We start from the raw sequence: 18,549 nt of genomic DNA, 5'->3' as shown, positions 1-18,549 counted from the left end.
GCTTTGCTTTTGTTCAGCCGATTAACTGTTTCAGGTACTCACCGTAAGTCGATTTTGCGAACAAGCGCGCCCTCGTTTGCAATGCGTCGTCGTCTATCCACCCCTGCGACCATGCGATTTCGTCAAGACTTCCTGTCTGCATGCCCTGCCGGTCTGTTAGCGTGCGTACAAAATTGCCCGCGTCCAGCAAAGAGCCGTGCGTTCCTGTATCAAGCCAAGCGAAACCCCGACCCATTGTCTGAACATCAAGCGAACCTTCTTCAAGATACATTTCAAGCAAAGAGGTTATCTCTAATTCACCCCGTTCAGAGGGTTTGACCTGCCTAGCGCGCTGTGGGGCTTTACCGTCGAGAAAATAGAGCCCAGTAACAGCGTAGTTTGATGGCGGTATGCTTGGTTTCTCGATTATGCTGCGTGCTTTTTTCCCGTCGAAATCAACAACACCATACCGCTCAGGATCGGCGACCCGATAGGCAAACACTGTCCCCCCCTCATTCTGAGAGTTTGCCTCCAACAAAAGATCCGGCAGGCCATGGCCAAAGTAGATGTTGTCTCCCAGAATCATTGCAGAGGGAGCACCATCCAAAAAATCTTCGGCCAGAGTGTATGCCTGTGCCAATCCATCGGGGGAAGGCTGAGTTATCCAAGTAAGCTCTAGACCATATTGACTGCCGTCACCCAAAAGGTTCTTGAACTGCGCCTGGTCCTGCGGAGTGGTAATCACCGCAATTTCCCGGATGCCCGTCAGCATAAGAACGCTCAGGGGGTAAAAGATCATCGGTTTGTCGTAGATAGGCAGCAACTGTTTAGAAACCGCCATAGTAATCGGATACAGACGGGTTCCCGATCCACCTGCGAGAAGAATACCTTTGCGTTGCATGCCTTCTCCTTTCAAAACTCAACTCGTCGCTGAGCTCAGTTCCTTTAAAACGTCGGCCAAGCTGGCTTTCCAATCAGGCCGAAGGATCTGATAGATCTGTTCGAGCCTTGAACAATCCATACGTGAGTTGAGGGGTCGCGGCGCGAGCGTAGGGTAATCTTTGGTGGGTATATCATCGATTCTGACCCTGGACTTCGAGCGCGTCAGAATCTCGCGCGCGAAATTGGCCCAACTCACATCGGGCGCGCCTGCATAGTGAAATCTCCCACCCTCTGCTGACGATGCTAATTTGGTCATTCTTAGCAGAGTATCAGCAATATCAGCAGCCGATGTTGGACCACCAACCTGATCGGCAACTACTGTTAAGCTTTCACGCGTTTCTGCCAGTCGCAGAATAGTTTTCACGAAATTCCGCCCATGTGCAGAAAACACCCAGCTTGTGCGCAAAATGAAGTACCAGCCCCCTGCCTCGGCAATCTGTCGTTCACCATCCAACTTTGTTTGGCCATAAACACCCAAAGGTTGGGTTGGGTCCTCTGGGGTCCGGGGAGCCTCCCCTGATCCGTCAAAAACATAATCCGTTGAGATATGCAGAAAAGGCAGATTTCGGTCGGCAGCAGCGCGCGCCATGGCACCAGGTGCATCCCCATTGATCAACTGGGCCAAATCTTGTTCTTCTTCTGCCTTATCGACTTCTGTGTAAGCGGCGGCATTGATGATCACATCCGCATCAGTATTCCGGACGATATCGGCGCAAACCGTTGGGACAGACAGGTCCGCTCGAGAGCGGTTCAAAGCCTCAAGTTCAACATCATGAAACTCTGCACGCCTTCGCAACTCTGTTGCAACTTGCCCGCTATAGCCGAATACCAAAGCTTTCATTTCGCAACCCCGAGGCGTTCACCCACGCCATTGCGCGACTGCAATGCATGCAACCATTCACCATTGTCCAAATACCAGCTAACCGTCTGCTCCAAACCGGTTTCTGGTGTATGGGACGGACGCCAGTTCAACTCATCTCGGATCCGAGTTGGATCGATGGCATAACGCCGATCATGGCCAGGGCGGTCGGCAACAAAGGTGATCAGATCGGCATAAGGCGTTTTATTCGGTTTCAAACGGTCAAGTATCGAGCACAGCATTTTGACCAGTTCAAGATTAGTCATCTCATTTTCACCGCCGATGTTGTAGCTGCGGCCTAGTTTACCTTTTGCCAGAACCAGTAGCAGCGCCTCGGCATGATCATCTACATGCAGCCAGTCGCGAACGTTGTCCCCCGCGCCGTAAATCGGAATTGGTTCACCAGCCAGTGCCTTCAGGATCACTACTGGGATCAGCTTCTCTGGAAACTGGTAGGGGCCATAGTTATTCGAACAATTGGTCAACACTACGGGCAGGCCATAGGTTTCGCTCCAGGCACGAACAAGGTGATCCGACCCCGCTTTGGTCGCCGAATATGGTGAATTAGGCTGATATGGGCTGTCTTCGGAAAAGAACCCAGTCTCTCCGAGAGATCCAAATACTTCATCGGTTGAGATATGATGAAACCGAAAGTGATCAGGTTGACCAGCCTTCGACCAATAGGCGCGAACAGCTTCCAACAGAACATAGGTTCCAACCACGTTGGTTTGAACGAAGGCGGCAGGACCATCGATCGACCGATCAACGTGACTTTCAGCCGCTAGGTGCATAACTGCATCTGGTTGATGTTTTTCTAAGATCGCCGACATCGCCTCGGCATCGCAGATGTCCGCCTTCTCAAAGGCATATCCGGGCGCATCAGTGACCGAAGCAACATTCCCAAGACATGCTGCATAGGTGAGAGCGTCGACATTCACGACAGAGTGGCCAGCCGCAATAGCCTGGCGAACGACCGCCGAACCAATAAAACCTGCACCGCCGGTTACCAGTAACTTCATTGCGCTGCACCGCTGGCAAACGGGCTGTCAATATCCCTGAAACATGGTGCTGATTTGTCTTTTTCAGACAGTTTAACCTCAGCCGTACCCAACGGCCATTCGATCATGAGGTCCGGGTCATCCCAACGAACCGCACCTTCGGTTTCCGGTGCGTAGGTATCAGAACATTTATAGACGATCTCTGTGTCGGGCTCCAAAGTGACAAAACCATGGGCAAAACCCTCTGGGATCAACATCATCCGACCATTTTCAAAGCTAAGTTCTTCACCAACCCAGTGACCATAGGTCAACGAACCCTTTCTTATGTCGACCGCAACATCAAACAGTCGACCACGTCCGCAGCGGATAAGCTTAGCCTGCGCTTTTGGGGGCGCTTGAAAATGAAGCCCGCGCACTGTGCCTTTGGTGCGCGAAATTGAGTGATTGTCCTGAACGAAGGTGGTTTCTATGCCCTCAGCAGAAAACACATCCCAGTTGTAAGTTTCTTCGAAAAAACCACGGTGATCCCCGAAACGTCTGGGAATAATCAGTTTAACCTCGGGGATCGTTAGAGCCACAAAATCCATAGTAGAAAACTATCCATTAGAATGTGCGCCGACTACGCTTTTTTCCGGTATGAGCAATACATGCGCAAGGGGGCAAAAGCACTCGCAAGGGTGACAACCTCAGCTCCTCTAAATTCGGCACTGAACTTTACACATAAACTAGTTACGACCAAACGTAACAATGAACGTCTGCGCTGGCGCCCTATTGAACGCATCAATAGACAAGAAGTATCACTCGTATTCGATCAGTTGTTTTGAAATCTGTTCCAGAGCAACATGAACTGAATAGGAACGCAGCACACGTTGCTCCAATTTGTCAAATCAGGCAGCTCGCTTACGTTTCATCAAGCCAAGCCCGGCCAACCCAGCAATCAGTAAAAACGCAGAAGCTGGCAGCGGAACTGCGGACACCGTGAAGTTGGCAACAACGAAATCATCGTTACGTTGGAACGCCCGAACCGAGAAGCCGGTCGTTAACACGTCACCAAAGAAGTACGTCCGCTGATCGGTGCTGGTATAGCCCGCGTCATCGCCGCGAACATTAATCCACGCATCATCATTGTCGTCCAAATGAAAACCCTGGCTCCAGTCGAAGTCCAATGAATACGGAAGAAAATGACCAAAGCTTATGGAAACCAAACGAACCGCCGTATCAAATCTGAAGGTCAGCCAGTCGCTACCGTTTGCGCCGTCGATATCGTCGCTATCGCCGTAACGTCCATTATTCACACCGATGCCATGGCGATCATCGGTAATGACGGCAGTTCTTCCTCGGTTATAGGTTGACCCAGCTCTCACAGAGCCAGATACGCCATCCACATTAAACGTCGCAGTCCGCGTGCCGGTTCCGCTTAGGTCACCGCCATTTGAACCAGTCAAATTTATCGTGGTAGCTTGAGCGCCTGTCGTCAGAACAAACACTGCTGATGCAACTGCCAAAGCCTTTCTCAGCATCCCCTGTAACCCTTTAAACTCGTACTATCTAACTTGCTAATTAAAGTATCAGAAACGGCATGCGCTTGTAAAACGATAACATGAGCTAAACGATCAAATATAGTTCATCGTGGCAATTTGGTTTCTCATATCGAAACAATGGAAACGACAGAGCTTGATTGGCTTCGATGGCTGATGGAAGCAGATCGGGCTTTCGTTCGGTCAATCCGCCAACTCGGACAATTGAGTTGAGGAAGTTTTCAAACAATGCTCGCAACAATGCCTTTTTGTTGCCTGAGCGCTAAATAGAGGTGTTCCGCACTTTGACGCAAAAAGCACTATCGGTTGCAGCTTTCCAACAAATGCCCAGGGCTTTGATCGCCTTCGGACAGTCTCTGCCTTAGTTTGCATCAAAACCACCCTATCGAAGAACACAAAACCACACCGCCGAACAAGGTCATCGAAGCACATCGTAAGCTTCATCGACGATTGAAAATATACCCGTCCGCCCCCATGTCAGGTTTTGGATGCTTGTATTCTGAGCGGCGAGAATACCCTAACCAGAGTCAACCCACAGCGAACAAACATGCGTCAGTGCCGTCAATTGCTGCAGGTCAAGATATCCCTAATCGCAGTAACCTTCGGCCATATAAGTCGGTGGATTACAACCCCTCTAGGCCAAGATCGTGGAGCCTGACAAAAAGGTATTCACCTATAGCCCGAGAACCTAACGCTGTTGTATGGATCGGGTCGTAGAAATCCATTTCCAAGTCAAAATCGATTTCCTCTAACAAGTTAATACAGATCGCTCCCAGTTGCTCACACACCTTCATTTGTGCGTCCGCCAGAGTACGCTCTAACAGATAGAAATCGACACCGTTCAACGTCTGATAGTCTTCTGGCAATTGCAAACGGATCCGTTCAAAAAAATCCGGTTTGTACTCGGCGATACCAACGATCTCTCCATCGCGACGATCCCATCGGGCACTTCTTTGGGTGACAAAGATCGGCTCTGCGCCAAATTCACGGGTCAGTCGGTCAAGCTCAGTTATTCGTTCGGCATAACCTTCCAGTGGAACCTGAAAGACGTCCGACAATGGAGCAGAAATTAGCGGCTCAGTTGTAAGAGGTTCATGATCGGCAATGTTGTCTCTGTTCAATTCGTTCAGAGCGGGATCCTCTGAAAACGCACCTTTTGCAACTCTATACAATTGATACAAAATCGACTTGTCCTTGATCGTCGCTTTCAGAGCGTTGTAGGTGCTTTCTTCCATCGCGACAACATCGAACTCAGCCCTCGGCTGAGACTTTAGCAGATCGTTTATTCCTATGTAGTACAGCACGTAACGCGCTTTGAGATCGGGTATTTCATTGAACCATGATGTGAAATTGGCGATATGCCCAAATGTTGACTGACCATCAATACCGGCATTGGCGATCGAGACTTCAATACCCTCTTCCACAAACAGATCACGCATGACGGCTTGATAAGTCTCAGAATCATCGACCCATCTCTGATCGGTTGTCGAGCCGCCAACTGTCAGAATATCTATGTTGGAGACATCCCCATCCAAGCCTCGAAAGCCATATTCGTCGCGGGTGTACTTAATACTGGGTTTGCCGACGTGAATTGGGTTGTCTTGTATGTTTTCGTAATTTCGAACTTTGGTAAACTTGAGCATAGCATGTTTTTCAGAAAACCAAGTACCAAACAAAAGCTCTGCAACAATCAGAACGAGCCCGATCAACAAGCCGTTCACTACTACCACTCTCAACACTTTATAACTCCACAAAATACCATGGTCTGGTGCAGGGTAATCACTTTTATACTTATTTATAGCCTTTAAGTGGCCTGTCCCATTTCGCCCTATGTCACACTCGCGTTGGGGTGGTCAAAGCCAATTCTTCAAATACTAAAGGGAAAACTTGAAATCTTATCGGAACCTAAACGTGATACGCACGCGATTAACACGCGGCGGTGCCCGCTGAATGTCTCCTATGACAACCCAATCCCGCTGAATTCCCCGAATTAGAGAAAAATCTCAGTGCAAACCGAAAGAGATATTATGGAATAGGGACAGCACTTGAGTGGTCAATGCTTAATGACTAGAGTTTTTCTGGTGCAATGACTTATTTTATTCGGTTCCATAAATTGTAAGGGGTTCTAAGAGTTGAAGATTCTCTCATTCAAACCGGGGCATGACGGGTCGATTGTCGGCGTAGATGCGAACCAACAAAATCTGCTTTTCTCGTATGAGGCTGAGAAAGGGGGCTTTCCCAGTAACTCGGCGATTACACCTGATACGTTTATTCAAGCTGGAAACTGGTTCAACGATCTTCCCGATGTCATCGCGCTAAGCGGGTGGTCAACCTTGGTTTCAGGCCGTGAGCATTCTTCAGGTGCCGGTTATTTGGGTGTAGGCAAAGGATCCGAGAATTTCGCGAAGACAACGTTTTTTGGTAAAACACTGGACTATTATTCATCTACGCACGAGCGGTCCCATATTTGGGCTGCATACGCGATGTCGCCGTATCCACAGGGCGAACCCTGTTATGTTCTAGTTTGGGAAGGCATCGTCGGCGGATTCTATGAGATTGACCGCAATCTGCAGCTGCACCACATCGGCCAGGTTATGTCCCATCCGGGGCGACGATTTTCGTTTTTTCATGCTCTGGCAGATCCGAAACACCCAGATAATATGAACGGGTTTGGAAAGAAGAATGCTGGCGGCATGATGACCGCGAACGCTCGTGGAGATGAGGCCAAGGCCGATCAAGAGGCACTTAAACTTATCAATAGTGTTCTCGCAAAAGAGGACCCTGAGGCGCTCTTGAAGTCGGATTACGACGGATCCAACTATTACAATATTGGAACTGATACAGCGCGGTTTGAAAATCTTGCCGCGGCGGCCTCCGACAAAATATTCAGTTCTTTTTATGATTTTGCAAAGGCAAATCTACGAAAAGGTTATCCTTTGCTGGTGTCCGGTGGATGCGGATTGAATTGCGACTGGAACTCGCGCTGGACGGAAAGCGATTTGTTTGATCATGTCTTTGTTCCTCCCTGCACAAGCGACTCTGGTAGTGCGATCGGGACGGCGGTTGATGCGATGCGCCACTATACCGGTAATGCCAAACTGGATTGGTCCGTCTATGCTGGGCCGCCTTTCAAGGACGAACCGATTGACAGCGATGACGTATCGGTGAAAGACCTTAATCTCCGCGAGATTGCCCAAGCACTGAACGAGGGCATGGTAATCGGATGGGCCACCGGAAATTGTGAAATTGGCCCCAGAGCACTGGGAAACAGGTCCATTCTGGCAGCGCCTTTCAGCGAAGACATTCGCACCCGGTTGAATAGGGCAAAGGGGCGTGATGATAACGCCCCAATTTCTCCGGTATGCCTGGAAGAAGATGTATCCGAACATTTTGAGTGGTCTGGGCAGTCTCCTCACATGATGCACTTTATGGACGTCAAGGACCCTCGCTTAAAGGCGGTCAGGTACGCTGATGGCTCTGCTAGGGTGCAAACGGTATCCGGCGCTCAAAATCCTAAACTTTATGATCTGCTGAAAGCCTTCAAAGATGTGTCCGGCGTAGGGGTTCTGTGTAACACATCGTTGAATTTCCAAGGCGCGGGGTTCATCAACGGCACAATAGATCTTTACCACTATGCGAGCCGAGCCGAGCTCGACGGTTTTGTCGCCGGTATTTCCTTCTATCGATTTTCGTAAGGTTGTCAGAGGACGCGGCAACTACTCCACGTCATGCATGGGCGATCTCTTGGGTATGGCGCCAGATCAGCGGGCTGATCTCATTGCGGTTTAATCCAACTCGTACTTGTTCTTGTAGTCTTCGCGCAAGCTCATGTCCTGTTCTTCTTTTCTCAGCACTGCCTGGCCTACCACCAGCAGATCCAGATCCGTACCCATAAAGCAACGAAACGCGTCCTCAGGGGTGCATACGATGGGCTCGCCCCGCACATTGAACGAAGTATTCACCACAACAGGGCACCCGGTCTTGTCCTTAAATGCGGAAATCAATCGATGGTACAACGGGTTGGTTTCCGCATGAACTGTCTGAATGCGCGCCGAGTAATCAACATGAGTGATTGCAGGAATTTCCGATCTTTTAACGTTTAGTTTATCAATTCCGAACAGGTTTTCCTCCTCTTCGGTCATCTTCTGCTGTTTGGCCTCCTGCACATGGTCCACCAGCAGCATGTATGGGCTGTCGTAATCCAGATTAAACCAATCCGCGACATCTTCTCGTAAGACGGATGGCGCAAAAGGGCGGAAACTCTCGCGGAACTTAACTTTGAGATTCAACGTTTTTTGCATTGTCTCCGAACGTGGATCACCCAGAATTGAGCGGCCACCCAACGCTCGGGGACCAAATTCCATCCGACCATTAAACCACCCAACGGCCTTGCCGTCGGAGAGCGCTGTTGCAGTGGTCTCGATCATGTCATCCTCGGTCTCGGTGACGAACTTTGCACCTGCCGACAGAAGGCGTTTTTCTATATCATCCTGCTCGTAAACAGGGCCCAGATAGGCACCTTTCATCGCGTCAAGCTTTCCGGCCGGTCGAACGCGTTCATGCCCGAACTCCTGATGCCACGCAGCCATTGCCGCGCCGAGTGCACCACCTGCGTCCCCGGCGGCAGGTTGGATCCAGATGTCTTTGAACGCACCGTCCCTAAGTATCTTGCCGTTTGCTACGCAGTTCAGTGCGACACCTCCTGCCATACAGAGATTGGGGATCTGATACTCGTTTGCCAACTGACGGACGATCGTCAGCACGATTTCTTCTGTCACTGCTTGAACCGAAGCCGCCATGTCCATGTGGAACTGATCAAGCCGCTCGCTTTCGGGCTCTCGGACGTCACGCCCAAAAAGTTCCGAGAACTTGCGGTTTGTCATGGTCAGACCGGTCGCATAATTAAAATAGGTCTGGTTCAATCGGAAAGAACCATCGGGTTTAAGATCGACGAGCTCTTTCAGCATAATGTCTTTGAATTTGGGAACACCGTACGGGGCAAGCCCCATGACTTTGTATTCGCCGCTGTTGACCTTGAAACCCGTATAATAAGTGACTGCAGAATACAGGAGCCCGAGCGAGTGAGGGAAGTGAATTTCCTTTACAATATCCAGCTCTTTCCCGCGACCAATTCCCACGGTAGTAGTTGCCCACTCTCCCACACCATCAAGCGTCAGGACTACAGCTTCGTCGAATGGAGATGGATAATATGCGCTCGCTGCGTGGCTCATATGGTGTTCGGCAAACATCAATTTGTCCGCCAAGTTGGCGTCCGGATCGATATTCTTGAGCTCTCTCAGAAGAAGGGTTTTCTGGAACAGCTTCTCCTTGATCCAAACCGGCATAGCGACTGCAAATGACCGAAATCCTCTGGGCGCATTGCCTACATAGGTTTCAATCAGTCGCTCGAACTTTAGAAAGGGTTTGTCATAAAAAGCCACGCCTTCAACGTCATCAAGACTCAAGCCTGCTTCTTGCAACACATATTCAATGGCATTCACAGGAAAGCCGGCATCATGTTTTTTTCGCGTAAAGCGCTCTTCCTGCGCGGCTGCCACGACCTGTCCATCAACCAGCATAGCCGCCGCGCTATCGTGATAGAACGACGAAATTCCAAGGATCGCATTCATAATTGTGCTCTTTCTGCCGATCGTTGCGATCAGAATAATGTATAGATAAAGGGAGCGATCGCTGAGCCTTGCGTCAAGACAAGCAGCCCGCCTAGAATTACCATCATCACAAGTATCGGGATCATCCAGAACTTGCGCCGTACCTTAAGAAATTCCCATAGTTCCGCAACAAATGACATTAAATGGCCTCCTCGGAACAATACATTCAGTATTGCTTAAACATTGATGATTGCGGGTGTTCGCCCGAACGGTCTACCCAATAACTGCTCTTTTCTGGCTCAATGCGCTGCTTCAAAGGATCAGGGTTCCTCATGCGCCGCAACAAACCAATTGGCACAACCGTCAAAAAGAAAATCAAGAGCATAACGATAGGTGCCACGATCGATCCCAGAAGCAGACCGAATTTGAACCAGACCCGGTTCAATGGCGCCAACAACTTGGGTGATGCAAATGCCAGAACTAAAAATACGGCGCAAATCACCAGCGCCCATGTTCGCACACCACCAGTCCCAAAGATAACTGGCCAAAATGCGATGACAGCAAAAACAAAGGCGAAGACTAATCCGAAAGAACGGTCCGAGCCCATCTTCGGCTCGGTATTGGACGAATGTTCTGACATTGTCCCTCACATCAATTTACACAACAACAAAACTTAAGATCAAAGGTCAGATACGGCCCTTCTGTTAAGGTGAACTTATACCTCGGCCTTTGTCAACTCACTCCCTAGCACCGGCATACCTATAGTACCCACGAGAAAGAAAATTCTGAACCGCCAAGCTTCCTAAATGAACCCAACTTTAATCTGCAGCAGCAGAAGTTTCGGCACGATCAATTGCAAGGTTAAAATGTTCCCAGTTCGCAATCTCATCAGCAGCGACATGGTGTCCGAGCTCAATACAGGGAGTATCTCCCCAAAACCACGGGACTTCTTCCCTTTTTTGTTTACGCGCGCTGTGCATCAGTCAAATCGAGAAACGGAATAATGCTGCTTTGAATCCATGTATTCAACTCATCACCACGCAAAGGCGTGGTATGCGCATTTTCGTCTTTTTGGCTTAACGTCTTTCGGATAGATACAATACGGCGCCAAGGCCCCAATTTTTGATGTGATTTAAACAACCAGCAGTTCACCAACCTGTTCTTCGATCTGCTCAACGAATCTATCAAGTGAGCTAGGGATTACCTTCGACTGAGTTTCAAAACCACTGACAAACCTTGTCGGCCATGCAAATGCGTAAGGCTGCGCATCTATTTCGCAAATATTCAAACAGGCTAAGCCCTGCTGACAATCCGTGAGAATGGGAAGGCCTTTCCATAGTGTTTTCTCGAGGGGCGGGTATTGTTCTTCGTCAAGATCACTAGAATCTGTCACAGGTGCTTTGACCAACCGATTTTCAGAAAAAATATGAATCGAAGAGATCGTTGCCCCAAAAAATAAAATGAGTAATCACCTTTCATTTTGGAGATATGCCGGAGCCTAAGAACACATCTTGTGCGGCTTACGGCGCTAACCCAAGCAAGGCAGCCTGTGCAACATCCGCGTCAGAATTCTTGCTCAGGGCGACATTGATCAGATCATCCTGCGATATAATTGGCCCATGAATGAAGTTGTCGCCGATCAGAACCACACGGACTGTAGGCGGGTCAAAGTCGTTTCTGAATCCTAGCGCGTCTGTTTTATTGTCGAACTCGATTGGCTCGCTTGACACACCCCAAATGACTACAAGACCCTAAAAGGAAGCTATTTTCTTGTCCACATTCGGGGTCTGAATGAAGCTCAGATACTTACCGCCTCATTAGATGGTCCTAAAAAACTGTATCCCAGCTGAAAAAGCCGATTTGACCAACAATCTCAATAAAGTCCATAGAAAACGCCACACATCAAGACTGAGCCAAGGAAGGTCAGCTGCTACTCTCTTTTCCCGAATGCCTTTAGCAGCAAATAATTCACAACAAGAACTAGCGCAAAAAACAGTGCAAAATGCCTGAAGCGCCAGAGGCCGAACAGACGTTGCATTTCTGGTGCAGTGGCGCAAAACCCGCCGTGAACGCTGCGCTCAGCAGCACCGAGATCATTATCAATATCGCTAAATCAAAATAAACTCGTGTCTTTCTGTCCGCGAAACCAATCTCATTATGCAAATTCCTCTTTCAACCCTAACACTGTCATCGTTTCCTTATTAGGCCAACAATCTATTCTGCTGGGATCTTGCGACCATCAGGGTGGATTCAGATGATATTCACGCAACTCCAAGCCTATTGAATAGACTACGATCTAGCGTCTGTACACTTTGAACGCCGCTTAGCTGCGAGACTCCCGGCAAACCTAATGTCAATGTAACGATCGGCCAAATACGTGAGATCAAGCAATTTGAACTACTCAATGTGACCCTGACAGGTGGCACGATCCGGCTGAAACAGGTCATCAATAGTGTCCAGAGAGCATTCGGCGGCACGTATGTCGATGTGCGCGTCGTTCAGTCAGATCTGGTTTGCAATTGCCTTCTGGTTATGAAACCCGATGAAAGAAACGTCAGCGTCATTGTGATTGCCCGAACCGGCACCGTAAATTCCAAACGGTCCAATTTCGCCCAACAAACATCGAATGCTACTCGGCCTAACCCTGCCAATGCCAGTAACAGCAGTAATCGCAATACCAAAGGCGATGATAGCGCCCCTGCAAACTATAGCAACAGCGGTGAGAACAGCAACAGAAGCGGGCGTAAGGGGACCGGTAGCAGGACTGCTGGTGTAGATAGTATTTTTAGCAGGAATTGCAAAGGCAACGACCTTAACTCACAAGTCGATCTGGACGAGGTTTCACCGCCTGTTGAAGACCTCAACAAACCGCTTCATAGAAACCGCGAGATTGTTTCCGGCTCTCGGGGCACGCTCCAACGTCTAGTCGCGAAATGATGGCTGTTCCAAAGAACAGTAAGCTCGGCATCGGCCGTAACGCCCCCAGCCACAGAACACCCATGCAAGGCAACGGAAACCTCAGCAATCCCGTCAGGCCGCTCAAACATCATTCTGTGTTTAACCCGCGTCTCCTGCGCTTTCGAACCCGAAATATCCAATGAATGTATAATGCTGGTTTCATAGCTGAATACCGTCTGTGTCTGAATATACGTTGTTTCGAGCCGCGGTTGCTTCCAACCCATCTCGATCACTCCACCAAGATCCTCTGTCCAACGCTCCAGTTCGCCTACAGCAGTAGTTGCATGATTTTTTTGCGCTGGCAGATCCTGCACCGGAGGTAGCAATTTCTTCAGATCGGAAGGCTCGCGCTGCATACTTGGTATGGACAGCACGCCGCCATCCAGCAGGATGTCTTCGGTGCGTGCAATCGTGTGGACCAAAGGCCAGTAGGATGAAGACAACGCAAGGCGCAACCTGTGCCCCTTTCGAACGCGATAGGCGGTCGAGTGAAGCTTGATATCGGCGGCGAATTCGCCGTTGTCAGCCGCTGTTTCGGTACGATCCAAGTTATCGTCGAGCGACAGATTTCGAATGCCATAACTGATGCGCGCGGCGATGCCGTCGGGGTTCACATCATTAAGCCTGGCGATAATTTGGCCCGGCTGGTCGCCAACGTTTCCGCTCAATCGAACAACAATCGAGCCGTAGATTATCAAGTCTTCGGTCAATGGAGCGGTTTCAAAAACCAAAGAACGGCTATCGTCCGGGTTTTGATCCAGCGGCAATCCGCCCATACGACCAAAATATCCTGTATCTCCTGCACATTGCCCCACCGTCGCATCTGCAGGAATTTTCCAAGGCGTCTCGGTGTTTACTGTTTCAAATGCGCACAGAGATAGGTCTTTCACCACCGTTTCTTCGCGCGCTGGGTTGCTTTGAACCCAATTCCCCGACCTTTCGTCCAAAGTGTCAACGGGTATATCGAATTCACGCATCCACGTTCGCAGACGTGGCCATTTTGGTGCTTCTGACCTGTCCGTCTTCAACCAATAATCCCACCATTCAAGCGCCAATGCTTGAAACCCGATCGCAGGCCCTGGTGTACCATGGTCGGGGTAGTGATGGCCCCAAGGGCCAACCACCCCCCACACCAGGTCGGGCCGGGCATCAGACAAAGACATCACCGAGTTTGAGTAGCGATCGCTCCACCCGCCAACCGACAAGATCGGAACGGTAAGTGAATCTGCATTATGTATGACAGAACCGTGTCGCCAATACTCTCCTCGGTGTCTTTCACGCAGCCAATTCTCAAGCGGGAAGGTGAGGTTCTCGATCCTCTCTTTCCAAAGAGATTGCCAACCTGCCCCTACATTCGGCGTCGGCGGCGAGGCTAGGATCGAGGGCAGCGTTGCACCCCATTCGAATGTGTCAGACAACACGCACCCACCCATGTAGTGGATGTCATCCTCAAACCGATCATGCGTGGCGCAAACGGCTATCGTCGCCTTTAGCGATTCAGGTGCGTTGACACTTGCCTGAAGAGCAGCAGTCCCGCCCCATGAAGTTCCAAACATTCCGATGCGCCCAGTGCACCAGGATTGCGCGGCCAGCCACTCGATGACATGCCGCGCGTCATCAAGTTCAGCTTTGGCATACATGTCAGGCATATGCCCTTCGCTGTCGCCAGAACCTCGCATATCAACGCGGATGCAGGCATATCCATGGGCTGCAAAAAAGGGATGGTTCCGCTCGTCGCGCGCGCGGACCATGTCAGACTTACGATAGGGTATGTATTCCAGGATCGCCGGCACGGGCATTTGCGTGGCCGGACGCCAGAGCCGAGCGGCAAGTCGCACGCCGTCCGGCATCTCGATCCACAAATGGTCGGTCTCTGATACTTCAAAGGGATAGACGGCTTGGTCTGTCATGTTGATCCGCTATTTGCACTTTATGCCTGCTTCACTTCTGCAAATTCATATCAAACTTGCAATAGGGTCAGAATATTCGATCTGTATTAGAATTTGACATTAAAATTCTAGTCTGATTTCATTATTCGCGCCAAACATCCGCTCATCCAAACTCTGAGAGCAATATGCCTTCTGACAATGTCGTCGCATTACCCTCCGCAATCTCCTCGTTAGGCAGCGAGGTTCGGCAGCTGCGCAAAGTACGCCAACTTACGCTGAAACAGCTCAGCGAAGAGGCCGGAATATCACTCAGCCACGTGTCTGCGATCGAACGCGGCGTGTCGAAACCGTCAGTTGACGTCTTACAGGCCATTGCCAGCGCACTAAGTGTTACGCCCGATTGGTTCTTTGCCCGCCGTGCCGGGCCCGGCCCAATGGAACAGGCATTTGTCGTTCGGGCTCAGAACCGGCGCGCGCTTAACACGCTGTATGGTCAGGACGCGTCTGAGTTAGGATATACTGACCAACTTCTTTCCAGCTCGATCGGCGGACAATTCTATATGGGCCTCGCAGTCTATGCGCCCCATTCCGAGCGCCCGGAAGAGCGACTTCAAAAGCACGAGGGCGAAGAGCACGGGTTAGTCCTGGAAGGTGAACTCGAGATGCGGATTGGCGATGAATTCATCACGCTTCGCACCGGAGACAGCTATAGCTTTGACGCGCGCATACCTCATCATGCGCGGAACCGGACCGATCAGGTTTGCCGTTTGATATGGGCGGTGTCTCCGGTCGTGATACCCAAGGATGTAGCTGCGCCTCAGACTTCGGATCGGGAAGCTTCAACATGAGCCGCGATGCCCTCTTACAGCCCTATCAACTGAAACACCTGACCCTGAAAAACAGGATCATGACAACCAGTCATGAACCCGCCTACCCCGAAGACGGAATGCCCAAAGAGCGTTACCGCGCCTATCATGAAATGCGCGCGAAAGCAGGTGTCGCCCTGACGATGACGGCAGGATCGGCCACCGTTAGCCGAGACAGCCCGCCCGTGTTCAACAATATTCTCGCCTATAAGGATGAGGTAGTGCGCTGGATGGGCGAGCTTACCGATGCCTGTCATACCCATGGCTGCGCCGTGATGATCCAACTGACCCATCTGGGTCGGCGCACAGGCTGGAATAAAGGGGATTGGCTGCCCTCGGTATCCTCTTCGCACTATCGCGAACCGGCGCATCGGGCCTTTCCAAAGAAGGTTGAAGATTTCGATCTCGAGCGCATCGTGGTTGATTACGCCGATGCCGCAGAACGGATGCAAGCGGCTGGTCTGGATGGGATCGAATTGCAGGCCTATGGTCATCTGCTTGATCAGTTCTGGTCCCCGCTGACGAACACTATGGATGCTCCGTTCGGAGGGAGCCTCGACAACCGACTGCGCTTTGGAACCATGGTTTTGGATGCGATCCGCGACCGTGTTGGTCCGGGTTTCATTGTCGGGGTTCGTTTCACCGCAGATGAAGCCGAACAAGGCGGTATAACCGAGGAAGAAGGGCTCGAGATCGCGCGAAGGCTGCGCGACAGCGGTCAGATAGACTTTCTGAACGTCATTCGAGGGCGCATTCATACCGATCCGGCAATGACGGATGTCATACCAGTCCAAGGAATGAAAAGCGCACCGCACTTGGATTTCGCTGGACGTGTGCGAGCCGAGATCGGAATGCCGACCTTCCATGCAGCCCGCATCCCGGACGTTGCAACGGCTAGGCACGCAGTGGCCTCTGGCCTGCTGGATATGGTCGGCATGACCCGCGCGCACATGGCTGATCCCTTGATCGTGAGCAAAATCAATTCCGGAAAGGAAGACGACATCCGCCCTTGCGTTGGCGCGACCTACTGCCTTGATCGCATCTATCAGGCTGGCGAGGCCCTGTGCATTCACAACCCCGCGACGGGGCGCGAATTATCGATGCCTCATGTCATACCGGTCGCCAAAACCCGACGTCGCGCAGTCATTGTCGGCGCAGGCCCCGGCGGGTTGGAAGCTGCCCGGGTCGCGGCAGAGCGCGGGCACGAGTTGACAGTCCTGGAAGCTGCCCCCGAGCCTGGAGGGCAGGTACGCCTGACGGCGCAATCCAAGCGCCGGGCCGAGATGATCGGGATCATTGATTGGCGTATGGCACAGTGCGCCGCGCGTGACGTGCAGTTCCATTTCAATACGTTCGCGGATATCGAGGACGTGACCGCCCTGTCGCCTGATATGGTCGTGATCGCAACAGGTGGGCTGCCAGAAACAACAATCCTTGATTCGGGCAATGAACTAGCGATTTCCGCTTGGGATATCCTATCAGGCGATGTGCCACCGGGTGAAAATGTGCTGATCTATGATGATGCTGGCGACCATCCAGCTCTCATGGCTGCAGAGGTCATCGCGACCGCCGGTGCAAGGGTCGAAATCATGACCCGTGACCGCAGCTTTGCACCCGAGGTGATGGGGATGAACTTGGTGCCTTACATGCGCGCCTTGCAAAAAACCCGCACCGTCTTCACCGTTGCCAGAACTTTGACAGCTTTGGAGCGTTCAGGAAATCAGCTGCAGGCCACAATTGGTACGGATTATTCTGACCTGACCGAGAACAGGCAATATGATCAAGTGGTTGTCAATCAAGGGACGTTGCCATTGGACGACCTGTATTTTGATCTCAAACCCCTGTCACGCAATCTAGGTGCAGTTGATCAAGACTCACTGGTCAGTGGTGATGGTACGCTGTTTCCCCAGAAAAACCCTGAAGGCCGCTTTGATCTTTATCGGATCGGAGATGCCGTATCTTGCCGCAACACGCATGCGGCGATCTACGATGCTTTGCGCTTTGGAATCAGGTGGTGAAAAGCGCCACTCCACCCTCAACGGCCAGCAGTTATCTATAGTATCACGAGAAAAATGATTAAAAATTCTTGCAGAAAACAAAACTTGACGTAATGATCCCGTATGCCACGTGATTGAGCGGGGGAATTCGTGAACAAGGGACCAGCTAAAAAGTCTGATCAATCTGCAACCGAAGAAAGCCTTGCGGCCTTTGGGTCCGAAGTGCGTCAATTGCGCAAAACACGGCAGATGACGCTTGCGGAACTGGCGCGCATCAGTGGTGTTTCTGTCAGCCATCTCAGCGCGATCGAACGGGGTACCGTCAGCGCCTCATTACGTAAAGTCTCACAAATAGCGGATGCATTGGCTGTCCCTGAAGAATGGTTCTTCAATAGGCGTCTGGGTACTGGGCGGCTCGAACGCAACCATGTTGTACGCCACACAAATCGTCGAAATTTGAATCTGCTGTATGACGAATCCGTTGAAAAAAGCGGGTATTCTGACCAACTGCTTTCCAGCTCTATCGGTGGCGCATTTTATCTGGGCATCTCTGAATACCTGCCCCACTCAGAACAGTCGGTCGAAAGGTACGCCTCCCGCGATGGCGAGCTGCATGGCATCATTGTTGATGGGGAATTGGAGCTTAAACTGGAGGATGAAACTATCACCCTTCGATCTGGTGACAGCTTCAGCATCCCTGGCGATATCGTTCACACAATCAACAACGTCTCGGACAAGCCTGCACGACTGATTTGGGTGAATTCACCGGTCATCATTCCGAAATATGTGGAATCCGATGCCACTGAAACGTTGCCACAGAAAGAAAAGAAGAAAAGCGCATCTGCTGGCGGCTAAATCTGCGGGCCTAGGGCCTGCGCTCAACCTCGTCGGGATAATCCGACAAGAATGACAAC

The 18,549-nt window shown here is 50.9% G+C and carries 14 protein-coding genes; 4 read left to right on the top strand and 10 right to left on the bottom strand.

The window, feature by feature from the left end:
* Positions 1–13 precede the first annotated feature (13 nt).
* The 6 genes from rfbA to ACR0B3_RS11275 all read right to left on the bottom strand — a co-directional run bounded on the left by rfbA (position 14) and on the right by ACR0B3_RS11275 (position 6,037).
* Positions 14–880, bottom strand: coding sequence for a glucose-1-phosphate thymidylyltransferase RfbA (gene rfbA / locus ACR0B3_RS11300; RefSeq protein ID WP_480809152.1), 867 nt, complete (start codon positions 878–880; stop codon positions 14–16).
* An 18-nt stretch (positions 881–898) separates the two neighbouring features.
* Positions 899–1,762: a dTDP-4-dehydrorhamnose reductase gene (rfbD, locus tag ACR0B3_RS11295; protein WP_480809151.1), complete on the bottom strand. Its 864-nt coding sequence runs from the start codon at positions 1,760–1,762 to the stop codon at positions 899–901.
* Entirely contained in the window at positions 1,759–2,799 is a 1,041-nt protein-coding gene (gene rfbB / locus ACR0B3_RS11290) for a dTDP-glucose 4,6-dehydratase (RefSeq protein WP_480809150.1), read from the bottom strand. The genes rfbD and rfbB overlap by 4 nt, the downstream gene beginning before the upstream one ends.
* The gene (gene rfbC, locus ACR0B3_RS11285) at positions 2,796–3,365 is read right to left on the bottom strand and encodes a dTDP-4-dehydrorhamnose 3,5-epimerase (RefSeq protein WP_480809149.1); all 570 of its coding nucleotides are present in this window, start codon (positions 3,363–3,365) and stop codon (positions 2,796–2,798) included. Before rfbC ends, rfbB begins: the two co-directional genes overlap by 4 nt.
* A 300-nt stretch (positions 3,366–3,665) precedes the next feature.
* Positions 3,666–4,298, bottom strand: coding sequence for a VPLPA-CTERM sorting domain-containing protein (locus ACR0B3_RS11280; RefSeq protein WP_480809148.1), 633 nt, complete (start codon positions 4,296–4,298; stop codon positions 3,666–3,668).
* A gap of 641 nt (positions 4,299–4,939) precedes the next feature.
* Entirely contained in the window at positions 4,940–6,037 is a 1,098-nt protein-coding gene (locus ACR0B3_RS11275) for a hypothetical protein (RefSeq protein ID WP_480809147.1), read from the bottom strand.
* A gap of 612 nt (positions 6,038–6,649) precedes the next feature.
* Between ACR0B3_RS11275 and ACR0B3_RS11270 the strand changes: the two genes are divergently transcribed.
* Entirely contained in the window at positions 6,650–8,011 is a 1,362-nt protein-coding gene (locus tag ACR0B3_RS11270) for a carbamoyltransferase C-terminal domain-containing protein (RefSeq protein WP_480809146.1), read from the top strand.
* A gap of 90 nt (positions 8,012–8,101) precedes the next feature.
* Here ACR0B3_RS11270 and ACR0B3_RS11265 read toward each other — a convergent pair whose 3' ends face one another.
* From ACR0B3_RS11265 to ACR0B3_RS11250, 4 genes are all read right to left on the bottom strand, one after another.
* Positions 8,102–9,946, bottom strand: coding sequence for a carbamoyltransferase family protein (locus ACR0B3_RS11265; RefSeq protein ID WP_480809145.1), 1,845 nt, complete (start codon positions 9,944–9,946; stop codon positions 8,102–8,104).
* Between the two features lie 29 nt (positions 9,947–9,975).
* The gene (locus ACR0B3_RS11260; protein ID WP_480809144.1) at positions 9,976–10,125 is read right to left on the bottom strand and encodes a DUF5989 family protein; all 150 of its coding nucleotides are present in this window, start codon (positions 10,123–10,125) and stop codon (positions 9,976–9,978) included.
* A 26-nt stretch (positions 10,126–10,151) separates the two neighbouring features.
* On the bottom strand, positions 10,152–10,565 hold the full coding sequence (locus ACR0B3_RS11255; RefSeq protein WP_480809143.1) for an SxtJ family membrane protein: 414 nt from the start codon (positions 10,563–10,565) through the stop codon (positions 10,152–10,154).
* 2,233 nt (positions 10,566–12,798) lie between these two features.
* Positions 12,799–14,793, bottom strand: coding sequence for a CocE/NonD family hydrolase (locus ACR0B3_RS11250; RefSeq protein ID WP_480809142.1), 1,995 nt, complete (start codon positions 14,791–14,793; stop codon positions 12,799–12,801).
* A gap of 164 nt (positions 14,794–14,957) precedes the next feature.
* Between ACR0B3_RS11250 and ACR0B3_RS11245 the strand changes: the two genes are divergently transcribed.
* The 3 genes from ACR0B3_RS11245 to ACR0B3_RS11235 all read left to right on the top strand — a co-directional run bounded on the left by ACR0B3_RS11245 (position 14,958) and on the right by ACR0B3_RS11235 (position 18,490).
* On the top strand, positions 14,958–15,620 hold the full coding sequence (locus ACR0B3_RS11245) for a helix-turn-helix domain-containing protein (RefSeq protein ID WP_480809141.1): 663 nt from the start codon (positions 14,958–14,960) through the stop codon (positions 15,618–15,620).
* Complete coding sequence (locus ACR0B3_RS11240) at positions 15,617–17,656, top strand: oxidoreductase (protein WP_480809140.1); 2,040 nt, start codon at positions 15,617–15,619, stop codon at positions 17,654–17,656. Before ACR0B3_RS11245 ends, ACR0B3_RS11240 begins: the two co-directional genes overlap by 4 nt.
* A gap of 129 nt (positions 17,657–17,785) precedes the next feature.
* A complete protein-coding gene (locus ACR0B3_RS11235) occupies positions 17,786–18,490 on the top strand; it encodes a helix-turn-helix domain-containing protein (protein ID WP_480809139.1) in 705 nt (234 codons plus the stop codon).
* Positions 18,491–18,549: the final 59 nt, after the last annotated feature.

This window comes from Ruegeria sp. CE9 (genome assembly GCF_056537425.1).
This window is presented reverse-complemented; position numbering and strand designations above follow the sequence as displayed.